Source organism: Lentzea rhizosphaerae, assembly GCF_042649515.1.
Classification (GTDB): domain Bacteria; phylum Actinomycetota; class Actinomycetes; order Mycobacteriales; family Pseudonocardiaceae; genus Lentzea; species Lentzea aerocolonigenes.
Window position 1 is genome coordinate 143,442 of the sequence record NZ_JBHRZI010000015.1, and the last position, 13,560, is coordinate 157,001.

8 protein-coding genes are annotated in these 13,560 nt (G+C 68.6%); 2 read left to right on the forward strand and 6 right to left on the reverse strand.

What is annotated here, in order from left to right:
* The first annotated feature begins 7 nt into the window (after positions 1–7).
* Entirely contained in the window at positions 8–1,234 is a 1,227-nt protein-coding gene (locus ACFOWZ_RS17575) for a CHRD domain-containing protein (RefSeq protein ID WP_382373713.1), read from the forward strand.
* A gap of 79 nt (positions 1,235–1,313) precedes the next feature.
* Positions 1,314–1,844 (forward strand): tetratricopeptide repeat protein, encoded by a 531-nt coding sequence (locus ACFOWZ_RS17580; protein WP_382373715.1) that lies wholly within the window; start codon positions 1,314–1,316, stop codon positions 1,842–1,844.
* Here the strand turns inward: ACFOWZ_RS17580 and ACFOWZ_RS17585 are convergent, their stop codons facing one another.
* The 6 genes from ACFOWZ_RS17585 to gltB form a co-directional block, all read right to left on the reverse strand.
* Entirely contained in the window at positions 1,845–3,173 is a 1,329-nt protein-coding gene (locus tag ACFOWZ_RS17585; protein WP_382373717.1) for a SulP family inorganic anion transporter, read from the reverse strand. It abuts the gene before it with no gap.
* 13 nt (positions 3,174–3,186) lie between these two features.
* Complete coding sequence (locus tag ACFOWZ_RS17590; protein ID WP_382373719.1) at positions 3,187–3,759, reverse strand: carbonic anhydrase; 573 nt, start codon at positions 3,757–3,759, stop codon at positions 3,187–3,189.
* 60 nt (positions 3,760–3,819) lie between these two features.
* Positions 3,820–4,134 (reverse strand): hypothetical protein, encoded by a 315-nt coding sequence (locus ACFOWZ_RS17595; RefSeq protein WP_382373721.1) that lies wholly within the window; start codon positions 4,132–4,134, stop codon positions 3,820–3,822.
* A 123-nt stretch (positions 4,135–4,257) separates the two neighbouring features.
* On the reverse strand, positions 4,258–7,158 hold the full coding sequence (locus ACFOWZ_RS17600; RefSeq protein ID WP_382373723.1) for a DUF4062 domain-containing protein: 2,901 nt from the start codon (positions 7,156–7,158) through the stop codon (positions 4,258–4,260).
* Positions 7,159–7,248: 90 nt separating this feature from the next.
* On the reverse strand, positions 7,249–8,754 hold the full coding sequence (locus ACFOWZ_RS17605) for a glutamate synthase subunit beta (protein WP_382373725.1): 1,506 nt from the start codon (positions 8,752–8,754) through the stop codon (positions 7,249–7,251).
* Entirely contained in the window at positions 8,747–13,270 is a 4,524-nt protein-coding gene (gene gltB / locus ACFOWZ_RS17610) for a glutamate synthase large subunit (protein WP_382373727.1), read from the reverse strand. The genes ACFOWZ_RS17605 and gltB overlap by 8 nt, the downstream gene beginning before the upstream one ends.
* Between the last annotated feature and the right edge of the window lie 290 nt (positions 13,271–13,560).

Consider the following 13,560-nt stretch of genomic DNA (forward strand, 5'->3'; position numbering starts at 1 on the left):
ACATCCCATGTCTCGCAACAAAAACGTCGCTGCCGCATGCCTTCTGGGCGCCACGCTCACCGCAGCGGTCGTGACACCGGCGTCCGCTGCCCAGGACGCCGTCACCGTGAAGATCACCAACACCGCCGGCTACGAGGCCACGTTCTGCGCCGCCGACACCCTCGAGGGCCGGTGCCTCGACGGCGCGAAGAAGGGCGAGTCGCGCACCTTCACCGTCAAGCCGGGCCGCGGGCCGATCGAGGTCCGCGTGGTCGTGAAGAACGGCGGTTCGGCGTTCCAGAACTTCACCGCCGACGGTCCGGCGTTGAACGTCGACGCCGGTGGTACCGCGGAGAAGCCGACGGCCACGAAGTCCGGCGGCGGCGAACACGGCGGCCACAACCCCGCGCCCGCACCGCCCACGTCCGACCAGCCCAAGCCCAGCCCCGTCAAGGGCAAGCCGTTCTTCTTCTCCGCCGACCTCGACGGCAAGCAGGAGGTCCCCACCCCCGGCGGCCCTGCCGTCGGTGACGAGGACGGGTCCGCGAAGGCGCTGGTCGAGGTGCGCGGCGACCGCGTGACGTTCGCGCTGGAGTGGAAGAAGACGGCCCAGCTCACCCTCGGCCACCTCCACCAGGGCGTGTCGGGCCAGAACGGCCCGGTGAAGGTCAACCTCTTCGCCACCCCGATGCCGGAGACGCTGTCCGCGGCCGCCGGCCAGACCGTCGTCGACCCGAAGCTCGCCGACGAGATCCGCAAGAACCCCGCGGGCTTCTACCTGAACCTGCACAGCACCGACCGGCCCGGCGGTGCCGTGCGCGCCCAGCTCAAGCCGCTCGGCAAGCACGTCAACCCGCTCGACATCATCAAGGGCGGCAAGCTCCGCGCGTTCTCCAACGGCCGCAACGAGGTGCCGGTGCAGAACGGCCCGAAGGTCGGCGACCCGGACGGCCAGGCCGTCACGTTCGTGCAGCCCAACGGCACCGGTGTCGACTTCTCGCTGGCGTGGGTGAACATCGACGCGCCGACGCTCGGTCACGTCCACCAGGGCGCCAAGGGCGTCAACGGCCCGGTGAAGATCACGTTCTTCGGCACCGCCGTGCCGAACGGCATCTTCGCGGTGTCCGGCACGGTCGGCGGGGTCGACCAGGCCGCGCTGGACGCGCTGAAGAAGTCGCCGAAGGACTTCTACTCCAACATCCACACGGGCACGTTCCCCGGCGGAGCGGTGCGCGGCCAGTTCACGAGCCACTAGAGGCCACCTGAATGACGGCGCCGCGACCGCGACCCCCACGGTCGCGGCGCCGTCCCGCGCACGGAGTACATTGCTCCAAATGGACGCTGCGGACAAAGCTCGCCGCCTCGAACAGGAACTCGAGGACGACCCGGAGGACCGGGACGACCTCCTGCTGGAGGCGGCGGACGCCTGGCGCTGGGCAGGAAACCCCGGCCGGGCGATCAAGCTGCTGGACGAGGCCATCGGTGGGGAGAACACCGATCGCGCACGGGTCGCACTGGCCGAGATCCTGTTCAGGCTCGACCGGGAGGACGAGGCACGAGCTCAGCTCGACGCCTTGCGGAAGTCCTGGCCGGAGTCCCCGGAGGTCCTCGGCGACGTCGCTTTCCTGCTCGAGAAACGCGGCGAGCTCGAGGAGGCGCTGGTCTGGTACGACCTCGCGGTCGCCCGGCAGGACCCCGCCGACCAGCCCGACGTCATCACCGCCGGCCGCCGCGAGGCCCGCCAGAAGCTCGGTCTGCCGGAGGACGAACTGGACGTGGAAGCCGAGCCGCTGGCACGCCGGATGGAGGAAGCCCTCCAGCGGTCGCTGGCGGAGATCAACGCCCGACGTGATCAGCCCCGCTGACTACCTCCCGACCAGCTCGACGGTCCTGCCCGCCCGGCGTGACTCGTCCACCCACTGGTCGATGGCCTGCCCGCAGGCCTGGTCGAGGTGCCGCACGCCGCTCAGGTCCATCCGGACGTGCTCGCGGTCGACCCGCTCCAGTTCGTCGAGCAGCCGCGGCAGCCGGAGGAACGTCGCGTTCCCCTTGAGCGCGACCCCGTCTGCGGTGACGGTGACGGACAGCCGCGACACCTCCCAGGCCGTCTTGACGACCGCGGCCAGCAGACCGACGACGGTGCCGGTCAACAGGTCCGTGGCGACGATGAGCCCGGCGGTCAGCACGAGCACCGCGCCCTCGGCCTTGTCCGTGCGCCACAACGTGACCACCTGCTTCAGCCCGAGCAGCTTCCACCCGGCGTGCACCAGCACCGCCGCGAGCACGGCGATCGGGATCAGCGTCAGCAGTCCGGGCAGCAACACCACGAACAGCAGCAACCACACGCCGTGCAGCACCCTGGACGCCTTGGTGCGTGCCCCTGCCGACACGTTGGCCGCACTGCGCACGATCACCGCGGTCATGGGCAACGCGCCGAGCAGACCGCAGATCGTGTTGCCGACGCCCTGAGCGACCAGTTCCTTGTTGTACTGCGTGCGCGGACCGTTGTGCATCCGGTCGACCGCGGCCGCGCTGAACATGCTCTCCGCCGACGCGACGAGCGCGAACACGACCGCCGTGCCGATGACTCCGGTGTCCAGCAACGAGAAGTCCGGCAGGTGCACGTCCGTCGACAGCTCGCCGACCTCGATGCGCGCCACCTGTGAGGCGAACACCGACGCCAGCGCCGTGCACACGACCACGCCGACCAGCATGCCCGGCACGACCTGAAGCGGACTCCGTTGCCACAAAAGCATGATCACGACGGTGAGCAGCCCCAGCGCCAACGCGACCGGGGACACCACCAGATGCTTGAGCTGCCCGAAGATCAGCACCAACCCGATGCCGGCGAGCATGCCCTGCACCACGGACGGCGAGATCGCGCGGAACCACCGCCCGCACCTGGCTAAGCCCAGCACCACCTGAATGATCCCGGCGCCGAGGACGATCACGCCCAGCGCCTGGATCCCGTGCCTGCCAACGGCATCCGCCACCAGCACCGTCAGCCCGGCAGCCGGCCCGCTCACCTGCATCGTGCTCCCCGGCAGCAGCCCGACGACGATGCCGCCGACCACTCCCGTCACGATCCCGAGCTCGGCCGGCACCCCGGACGCCACCGCCACGCCAACGCACAGCGGCAGCGCCACGAGGAACACGACGACCGACGCACCGAGGTCGGCCCAATACCTCTTCATGTTCTCGAAACCCCTACAGCGGCAGGAAAGCGTGCTCGGCACAGGCGGAAACCTCGCCTGTCTCGATGTCGTAGAACCAGCCGTGCACCCGCAACGCCCCGGCCGCGACCTTCTCGGCCACGAACGGGTAAGCCAGCAACACGTCCAGCTGCGCCCGCACGTGCGCCTGCCCCTCCGAGCGCATCGCCGGGTCGCTGACCTCGCGCGGTGCCCTCGGCCGCAACCAGCCGCGCATCGCGGGCAGGTGGTCGATGCCACCCCCGTGCAGCGCGCCGACCGCACCGCAGTGCGAGTGGCCGCACACCACGATCTCGCTGACCCCGAGCTGCAACACCGCGAACTCGATCGTGGCCATCTCGCTCGACGGTGCCGTCAACGAGTAGGGCGGAATGACGTTGCCCGCAGTGCGCAGCTCGAACAACGAACCGGGCTCGGCGCCGGTGATCGCCGCGGTGACGATCCGCGAATCGGCGCACGTGATGAACATCGTCGTGGGCTGCTGCCCCGCGGCGAGCTTCTTGCCGACGGCCCGCGACCGCGACCCGGCGTGTGCGCGGGCATGCTGAACAAAGCGATGGAAGTCCATGGGAATCCCTCACTGCTATTAGAAAAAATGTTCGGTTTGATCGGAAAAGGCGGGCACCGATCAGTTCCGGAACACCTGCAGTGCAGGAGGTGTGCGCCACACGGCTATGGGTTCGGCCTCGGAAACCGGGACCACGACGGCGTCAGGGCGTGGCGCGACCGCCACGGCCTCGACCGGCCTGCGTGTCGCCGGCGCGGTCCGCTCGACGGCGGCAGGCACGCGCAACCTGTTGGTCTCACGCTCCTCGCGGGGCGCTTCCTCCTTGGGGACCGACGTCTTGGACTTCGGCGGCGGCGCACCGATCGCCACGGGCGTGACCGCGGGTGTCAGCACGGCGCACAGGGCGACCACGACCGCGAGCAGAACGCTGCGCATGGCTCACCCCCGTCCGAGTTGATCTACCTCTTCCAGTTTTACCCGAGCGGATGACGCGATGGTTAACAGAAGACATAGATCACCGCCTCACACCACAGATTCACCCGAAAGTGTGTGCGTGTTTCACGGAGTGGAATGATCGATCAGGTGGTCCAGCACCAGGCTCGCCATGACCCGGAAACGCCCGTGCGGGTGGCTCCGCGCGACGCTTCTGAGCCAGGCCACGACCTCGTCAGCGGATCCCGCGCCATCTAGCATGGTGGTGAGATCGTTGTAGTCCCCTGGGTTCTGCCAAAACCAGCCGCACAGAAGTTCCAGGTTCACCATGGCGCACGCCCTGATCGCCGCACCGCGTTGGGCGCCTGCTCTCACACCGATTCGGTCCAGCAGAAAGCGTTCGAAACCTGGCGTGCTCGCCCATCCCTTCACCAGGGCTCGTCCGACACTGACGCGAGTGTCGTAATAGGACAGACGCCTGTACTTGGCCAGACCCAGAACCACTTCACGCGCGTTCAGATCGCCTGCCCAAGCGGTGGCGAGGTGTTCGGTCACCCACTCCAGGTGCCTGATGGAGGTCTCCACGTGTGCACGCAGCGCGATGGCCTCCAGCACGTCGTGGCGCCCTGGCCATCCCCGATCGATCGCCGTGATGAGCGGCTCACGGACGCGAACGTACCGTTCCTTCCGAAGCTGCTCCACGAACGCCTGGTAGATCTCCTCGTCCCCCGACTCGCGATCCAACGAGGCGACCGCGGCCCTCCGCACCGCCTCGTCCTCGTCCCCCAGCCCTGCCAGAGCGGCGCGGCGGCGTTCCGCACGTGAGGCGATCGCCAGCTCCAGCTGGAACCCGACGATCCGATCGCCGACCACGGAGGCAGCCCGGTACTTCTGAATCCGGCGTTTCGTGGCCTCCGAGATGGTCACGAAACCGGCCAGCGAAGCCAATGCGGACGCTACTTCGGCGACGTATTCAGGACGACGGCCGAACTCGGCTTTCGGCGAGATGGCCGCCGCCTTCTCCACCAGGTCGTGGGCAAGGCCCGTCGCCCATTCCTGGTCCTCCGCCGGAACCGTCCCCGCCTCACCGAGACAGCGAGCCGCGAAAGGCAGGGCGGACAGATCGGGCTCGGACGCGACAGCGGTGACGATCTCCCTGATCGGGAACCCGTGCCCCGCCACCATCGCCGACAACAGCAACAACGGCTCGCGCCAGTGGTCGGCACGCCAGTGCGCGCGGAACACCGATTCCCTGAGCCAGCCGTAGTCCGCCTTCTTCCCGGTGAACTCGGCCAGGACGTGCTTCGCGGCGAAGTACTCCATGAACGTCCGGTGCACGAAGCCGAAGACACCGTCACCGGTCTCCGCGAGGATGAACGTTCTTTCCCGCAGGTGGTTCAGGATCTCCACGGCGATCGCCTGCGCCTCGCCGGGTGGCTTCCCGTACTGCACGTTCAGGTAGTCCCCGATGATGCGTCGCAGGGGCAGGTACGCGATCGCGTTCAGCTCGTGTCCCGCGCCGCTGCGCTCCTGCACCATCGTCCTCGCGATGTTCTGCAGGATCTCGGCCTTCTGCTCGCCGCCGAGCCGGAAGTCGAGCGGCAGCAGCTCCTTGCTGTCGATCTTCTTCCGCTTGACGTCCCAGTCCTCGAGCAGCACCGCGGTGCACCGTTCGTACAACTGCCAGCGCTTCTCCGGCAGGTCCTGGTGCTTGTAGATCACCGCCATCATGGTGAGCAGCAACGGGTTTCCGGCGAGCTCCAGCAACCTGGCGTTGTCGGTGATGCGCCGGATCAGTCCGGCCGCGTCGCGTTCGTCGCCCTCGAACGTGTAGTGCTCGTACCAGCTGGGCACGAACTCGCGGATCTCCTTCAGTCCGAAGTCGAGCAACGTGTAGTGCTCGAACCCGGCCAAGCCGAGCTCGCTCTCGTCGTAGCCGACGATCCGCGACGACACGACGACCCGCGCGTGCGGGAACCTGCCGGTGAACGCGCGGAACTGCTCGATCACCCGTGCCCGCGCGGCCGGTTCGAAGATCTCGTCGAGGCCGTCGAAGAACACCACGGCACCGTTGTGCAGAGCGTCGACCAACTGGGCTTCACCGACGCGGACGTTGAACTTCTCCCAGATCCCGGCGATGAGGTAGGCCACGAAGTCCTGGCTGCACAACAGGACGTACTCGCGCAGCTCGATCAGCAGGACCAGGGGCAGGTCCTGCAACGACGGCGGAACCCACCGGTCGTCGCCCGCCACGTCGGAGATCGCCAGCAGGGAGGCGTGGAACAGGGTGCTCTTGCCGCTGCCCGGCCCGCCGAGGATCACCTGCTTGCGTTCCCGTCCCAGCACGGCGACGCTGTCCTCCGCCGGCGCCGGGACACCGCCACCTTCTTCGTCGGGCAGGTCGTAGTGCGGACGACCGGACCGGAGTTGCTGGGGGACGAAGACGTCGAGGAGCGGGATGCGCGCCATCCGGTCGTGTTGGGCACCGGCGATCACCGAGAGCCGGACGTGCCGGTAGCGGTCGACGACGGCCTGCCGGTAGGCGTCCCAGTCGACACCGGCCTCGACGGTTCTGTCCTGGCGCTCCCACTTCTGGATGCCCTCGGCGACCTGGCGGGCGAGATCGTCCTTGGAGCCGAACAGGCCGGCGATCCGCTTCTGCGTCAGCTCGTCGCGGAACTCGTCCACCTTCGGCGACCGTTCCATGAGCTTGGGCGGCCACGCCTCCTCGTCGGAGAGCACGAACGCCAGGCACGGCACCTCGGCGGTGAGCGCGGCCCGGTACTCCAGCTCGGTGATCGACGTTTCGTGGCCGGGAGGAATGAATCCGTAGCGCCAGGCCATGACCACGATGTACAGGTCAGCGGACCGAACGTCCTCCAGGCACCTGTCGACCGGCCGCTTGTCCTCGGCGACGTAGTACTCCATGGCGACGTCTTCGTGTCCCAGCCGCCGGATCGCCGAACGCACCGCCTCGCGGTGCTCCTTCAGATCCGTGCAGGTCGACGAGACGTAGACGCGCGCCATCCGGCAATGCTCGCACGAAAGGCGAACGCCCCGGCCGACGTCGTTGTCGGCCGGGGCGTCATGCTGCTCCCCGCGGGTCGGACTCCGTTGTCAGACCACAGCGAGCGGAAGCTGGTTCGGGATCACCGGCGAAGGCAGGTTCGACGAGCCCGTGAGGAACTTGTCCACGGCGTTGGCCACGGACCGGCCCTCCGCGATCGCCCACACGACCAGGGACGCGCCGCGGTGGGCGTCGCCGCAGACGAACACACCGGGTGCCGAAGTCTGCCAGTCGGAGCCGCACGAGATCGTGCCGCGCGCCGACAGCGAGATGCCCAGGTCGTCGAGCAGGCGCATGTGCTCCACGCCCTCGAAGCCGATCGCCAGCAGCACCATGTCCGCGGGCAGCATCTCGACCTCGTCGGACAGCGGCACCACGGAACGGCGGCCGGACGAGTCCTTCTCGACGCGCACCTGCTGCAGCTCGATGAAGCGCACGTGACCGTCCTCGTCGCCGACGAAACGGCGCACGGCCACGGCGAAGCGGCGTTCTCCCGCCTCCTCGTGGGCCGGGTAGGTGCGCAGGATGTGCGGCCACACCGGCCACGGCGAGCGGTCGTCGTCGCGGACGCTGGGCGGCAGCGGGTACTGGTCGAGCTGCGTCACGGACAGCGCGCCCTGGCGGGTCGCGGTGCCGTAGCAGTCGGCGCCCGTGTCGCCACCGCCGATGACGATGACGTGCTTGCCCTCGGCCGAGATCGTCGACGGGCCGTCGCCCTCGCAGGCGCGGTTCGCGGGGACCAGGTGGTCCATCGCGAGGTGCACGCCCTTGAGCTCGCGCCCAGGGGTCGTCTTGTCGTCACGGCCGCGCAGAGCGCCGACGGCCAGCACGACCGCGTCGAACTCGGCACGCAGCTGCTCGACCGTGACGTCGACGCCGACCTCGCAACCGGTGACGAACTTGGTGCCCTCGCGGCGGAGCTGAGCCAGACGGCGGTCGAGGACCTTCTTCTCCATCTTGAACTCGGGGATGCCGTACCGCAGCAACCCGCCAAGACGGTCGTCCCGTTCGTAGACGACGACTTCGTGCCCGGCACGGGTCAGCTGCTGCGCGGCGGCGAGACCGGCAGGGCCGGAACCGACGACCGCGACACGCTTGCCGGAGGACACGGTCGCCTGGGACGGCTGGACGTAGCCGTTCTCCCACGACATGTCCGCGATGGTCTCCTCGACCCGCTTGATCGCGACCGCACCGCCCGCGTCGTGCGAGATCGCCAGCACGCACGCCGCTTCACACGGCGCCGGGCACAGCCGGCCCGTGAACTCCGGGAAGTTGTTGGTGGCGTGCAGGCGGTCCGAGGCGAGCTCCCAGTCGCCGCGGCGCACCAGGTCGTTCCACTCCGGGATCAGGTTCCCGAGCGGGCAACCCGCGGTTCCGCTGTGGCAGAAGGGAATGCCGCAGTCCATGCACCGCGTCGCCTGCGTGCGCACGGCGGCGTTGCGCTCCTCAGGAGCCTCGGCGAGGTAGACCTCGTTCCAGTCCTGCAAGCGTTCCGGCTTCGGACGCTTCGGCGCGTCGGACCGGGTGTACTTCATGAAACCCTGTGGATCAGCCACGAGACGCCTCCATGACAGCCGCGTCAACGTCCCGGCCCTCGGCGCGAGCGAGGCGCATGGCCTCGAGAACGCGCTGGTAGTCGCCGGGCATGACCTTCGTGAACGCACCGGCTCGCCGAGTCCAGTCACCGAGCAGCGAAGCAGCGACGGCAGAGCCGGTGTGCTTGTGGTGCTTGGTGACGGCGTCCTTGAGCCAACGCAGGTCCTCGGCACTGAGGCGCTGCAGTTGCACCATCTCCTGGTTCACCGACAACGGGTCCAGGTCGAGCACGTACGCGATACCACCGGACATGCCGGCCGCGACGTTGCGCCCGGTCGGCCCGAGCACCACTGCCCGGCCACCGGTCATGTATTCGAACGCGTGGTCGCCCACGCCCTCCGCCACGAGCAGCGCACCGGAGTTGCGGACGCAGAACCGCTCACCGACACGGCCGCGCAGGAAGACCTCGCCGGACGTGGCGCCGTAGCCGATCACGTTGCCCGCGATCACCTGGTCCTCGGCGCGGAACGGCGCGTCGTCGTGCGGCCGCACGATGATCCGCCCGCCGGACAGGCCCTTGCCGACGTAGTCGTTCGCGTCGCCGACCATCTCCAGCGTGATGCCGCGCGGCAGGAACGCGCCGAGCGACTGCCCGGCGGACCCGGTGAGCTTCACCCGGATCGTGTCGTCCTCCAGGCCCTCGCCGCCGTAGCGACGGGTGACCTCGGCGCCGAGCAGCGTGCCGACCGTGCGGTTGACGTTGCGGACGGGCAGCTCCAGGTTGACCTGGTGCGCGTCCTCCAGCGCCGCCTCCGCGAGCTGGATCAGCGTGCGGTCCAGGGCCTTGTCCAGGCCGTGGTCCTGGTCGCGGATCTTGCGCTTCGCCGTCGGGTACGGGGTTTCCGGCACCTCGAAGACCGGGGTGAGGTTCAGGCCCTCGATCTTCCAGTGCTCGATCGCCTCGTCCTTGTCGAGCAGCTCCGCGTGACCGACGGCCTCGTCGATCGTGCGGAACCCGAGCTCCGCCAGCAGTTCCCGGGCTTCCTGCGCCACGAACTCGAAGAAGTTCACGACGTGGTCGGCCTGACCGGTGTAGCGGGCGCGCAGGTCGGGGTTCTGCGTGGCGACGCCGACCGGGCACGTGTCGAGGTGGCAGACGCGCATCATCACGCAGCCCGCGACGATCAGCGGTGCCGTGGCGAAGCCGAACTCCTCCGCGCCCAGCAGCGCCGCGACGACGACGTCACGGCCGGTGCGCATCGCGCCGTCGACCTGGACGGTGATGCGGTCACGCAAACCGTTGAGCAGCAACGTCTGCTGGGTCTCGGCGAGGCCGATCTCCCACGGCGTTCCCGCGTGCTTGAGCGAGTTCATCGGCGAGGCACCGGTGCCGCCGTCGTAGCCGGAGATCAGCACGACGTCCGCGTGGGCCTTGGCGACACCCGCGGCGACCGTGCCGACGCCGATCGACGAGACCAGCTTCACGTGAACGCGGGCCTGCTCGTTCGCGTTCTTCAGGTCGTGGATGAGCTGCGCCAGGTCCTCGATCGAGTAGATGTCGTGGTGCGGCGGCGGCGAGATGAGACCGACACCCGGCGTGGAGTGCCGGGTGCGCGCGATCCACGGGTAGACCTTGAAACCGGGCAGCTGACCGCCCTCGCCGGGCTTCGCGCCCTGCGCCATCTTGATCTGGATGTCCGTGGAGTTCACGAGGTACTCGCTCGTGACGCCGAACCGTCCACTCGCGACCTGCTTGACCGCGGAACGCCGCTCCGGGTCGTACAGGCGCTCGCGGTCCTCGCCGCCCTCACCGGAGTTGGACCGGCCGCCGAGGCGGTTCATCGCGATGGCGAGGGTTTCGTGCGCTTCTGCCGAGATCGAGCCGTACGACATGGCGCCGGTGTTGAAGCGCTTGACGATCGAGCTGACCGGCTCGACCTCGTCGATCGGGATCGGCGTGCGGCCCTCGGTGCGGAACTTGAACAGGCCGCGCAACGTGCCGCCCTGCCTCGAGATGCGCTCGACCTCCGCCGTGTACTGGCGGAAGACGTCCTCCTTGCGCGTCTTCGTGGCGTGCTGCAGCAGGAACACCGTCTCCGGCGTGAACAGGTGCAGCTCGCCCTCGCGGCGGTACTGGTACTCGCCGCCGACTTCCAGCCTGCGGTGCGCGCGGTCGGTCGGGTTGTCCGGGAACGCGTGGCGGTGGCGCAGCGCGACCTCCTCGGCGAGCACGTCCAGGCCGGCACCTCCGAGCTTGGACTGCGTGCCGGTGAAGTACTCGTCGAGCAGGTCGTTGGACAGGCCGACCGCCTCGAAGATCTGCGCCGCGGTGTAGGCGCCGACGGTCGAGATGCCCATCTTCGACATGATCTTCAGGACGCCCTTCACGAGCGCCTTGACGTAGTTGCGGATCGCCTTGTGCGCCGGGACACCGGTGATGGCGCCCTGGCTGATCAGGTCCTCGATCGTCTCGAACGCGAGGTACGGGTTCACCGCGGCGGCGCCGTAGCTCAGCAGCGCGGCGACGTGGTGGACCTCGCGGCAGTCGCCGGACTCGACGACGAGCGCGACGCGCAGACGTTCCTTGGTGCGCACCAGGTGGTGGTGCACCGCGGAAACGAGCAGCAGCGACGGGATCGGCGCCATCCGGTGGTCCGAGTCGCGGTCGCTCAGCACCAGCGTGCGAGCACCGTTCGCGATGGCCTCCGACGCCTCGCGACGCACGCGCTCGATGGCCGCGGCGAGCGCCTCGCCGCCACCGTCCACCTCGTACAGTCCGGAGAGGACGGTGCAGGCGAAGCCCGGCAGGTCGCCGTCGTCGTTGATGTGGATGAGCTTCGCGAGCTCGTCGTTGTCGATGACCGGGTAGTCCAGCGTGACGTGGCGGCACGACACCGGGCCGGGGTCGAGCAGGTTCTGCTCAGGTCCCATCACGCGCTTGACGGACGTGACGATCTCTTCGCGGATCGCGTCCAGCGGCGGGTTCGTGACCTGGGCGAAGTTCTGCACGAAGTAGTCGTAGAGCAACCGGGAACGCTGCGACAGCGCGGCGACCGGGGTGTCCGTGCCCATGGACGCGAGCGGTTCCATGCCCGAGACCGACATGGGCGTGAGCAGGATCCGCAGCTCCTCCTCGGTGTAGCCGAAGGTGAGCTGGCGGCGCACGACGGACTCGTGGCTCTGCAACACGTGCTCGCGGTCCTGCAGGTCGGCGAGGTCGAGCAGGCCGGCGTGCAGCCACTCGTCGTAGGGCTGCTCCGAGGCCAGGTTCGACTTGAGCTCTTCGTCGTCGATGATCCGGCCCTCGGTGGTGTCCACCAGGAACATGCGGCCCGGCTGCAGGCGGCCCTTCGCGACCACCTGGTCGGACGGCACGTCGAGCACACCGGTCTCGGATGCCAGAACCACGCGGCCGTCCGCGGTCTGCCACCAGCGCGCGGGACGCAGGCCGTTGCGGTCGAGCACCGCGCCGACGATCTCGCCGTCGGTGAACGTGACACAGGCCGGACCGTCCCACGGCTCCATCAGCGAAGCGTGGAACTGGTAGAACGCACGGCGCTTCGGGTCCATCGTGGCGTGGTTCTCCCACGCCTCCGGGATCATCATCAGCACGGCGTGCGGCAGGCTGCGTCCGCCGAGGTGCAGCAACTCCAGCACCTCGTCGAACGAAGCCGAGTCCGACCCCTCGGGGTCGCAGATCGGGAACAGCCGCGCGAGGTCGCCGGGAATGAGGTCGCTGTCCAGCAACGCCTCGCGGGCGCGCATGCGGTTGCGGTTGCCGCGGACGGTGTTGATCTCACCGTTGTGGGCGACGAACCGGAACGGGTGCGCGAGCGGCCACGAGGGGAAGGTGTTCGTGGAGAAACGGCTGTGCACCAACGCGATCGCCGTGTAGAGGCGCTCGTCGTGCAGGTCGGGGAAGAACGCCGGCAGCTGTTCGGTCGTCAGCATTCCCTTGTAGACGATCGTGCGCGCGGACAGCGACGGGAAGTACACGCTGCCCTCGTGCTCGACCCGCTTGCGCAGGCAGAAGGCCAGGCGGTCCAGCGCGATGCCGGACTCGTCGCGCGTGCCCTTCACGAACAGCTGCGCGAAGTGCGGCGCCACCGACAACGCCGTCGGGCCGACGTTCGCCTTCTCGGGGTCGACCGGCACGTCGCGCCAGCCGAGAACGACGAGGTTCTCCTCCTGCGCGATGCGCTCGATCTGCTGCATCGCGGCAGCACGTTCTTCGGCTTCAAACGGAAGGAAAGCGATTCCTGCCGCGTACTGCCCGCGTTCCGGCAGGTCGAAGCCGACGACCGCGCGGAGGAACTCGTCGGGCAGCTGCAGGAGGATGCCGGCACCGTCACCCGACGTGGGCTCGGCACCGGCGGCACCCCGGTGCTCCAGGTTCGCCAGCGCCGTCAGGGCATCGCTCACGATGCCGTGGGAACGCCTGCCCTGGATGTCGGCCACCATGGCGACACCGCAGGCGTCGCGCTCATCAGCGGGGTCGTAGAGACCCTGGGGGCCGGGGATGGCGGAGAAGATCACTGCGCAGACCTCCTTCGTCGTCCTCGCGAAAGAACAAAGTCCTCGTGCTCAGACCTCGAACCAACAGGTGGGAGCACGGGACGACGATGGCCCGCGTGTTGACGCGACTTTAACAGCCGCGAAACCCAGCGACACCCGCCAATGGGTGATCTAGGTCATGGATGTGTAACGATTCCCCGCAGCGGAGCGACATTGCGGCCAACGTCGGCGTTCGTTACAGCCGGGTAAGCGTAACCGAACGTTCAACATCAACCAGCTTGATGAGAGCTGCGCGACAATCACGGTTTGAC

What these genes read in the sequence shown, in the direction of transcription:
- ACFOWZ_RS17595 (WP_382373721.1), bottom strand. Translation starts at nt 4,134, where the DNA reads ATGCGCAGCGTTCTGCTCGCGGTCGTGGTCGCCCTGTGCGCCGTGCTG.
- ACFOWZ_RS17590 (WP_382373719.1), bottom strand. Translation starts at nt 3,759, where the DNA reads ATGGACTTCCATCGCTTTGTTCAGCATGCCCGCGCACACGCCGGGTCG.
- ACFOWZ_RS17585 (WP_382373717.1), bottom strand. Translation starts at nt 3,173, where the DNA reads ATGAAGAGGTATTGGGCCGACCTCGGTGCGTCGGTCGTCGTGTTCCTC.
- ACFOWZ_RS17600 (WP_382373723.1), bottom strand. Translation starts at nt 7,158, where the DNA reads ATGGCGCGCGTCTACGTCTCGTCGACCTGCACGGATCTGAAGGAGCAC.
- ACFOWZ_RS17580 (WP_382373715.1), top strand. Translation starts at nt 1,314, where the DNA reads ATGGACGCTGCGGACAAAGCTCGCCGCCTCGAACAGGAACTCGAGGAC.
- ACFOWZ_RS17575 (WP_382373713.1), top strand. Translation starts at nt 8, where the DNA reads ATGTCTCGCAACAAAAACGTCGCTGCCGCATGCCTTCTGGGCGCCACG.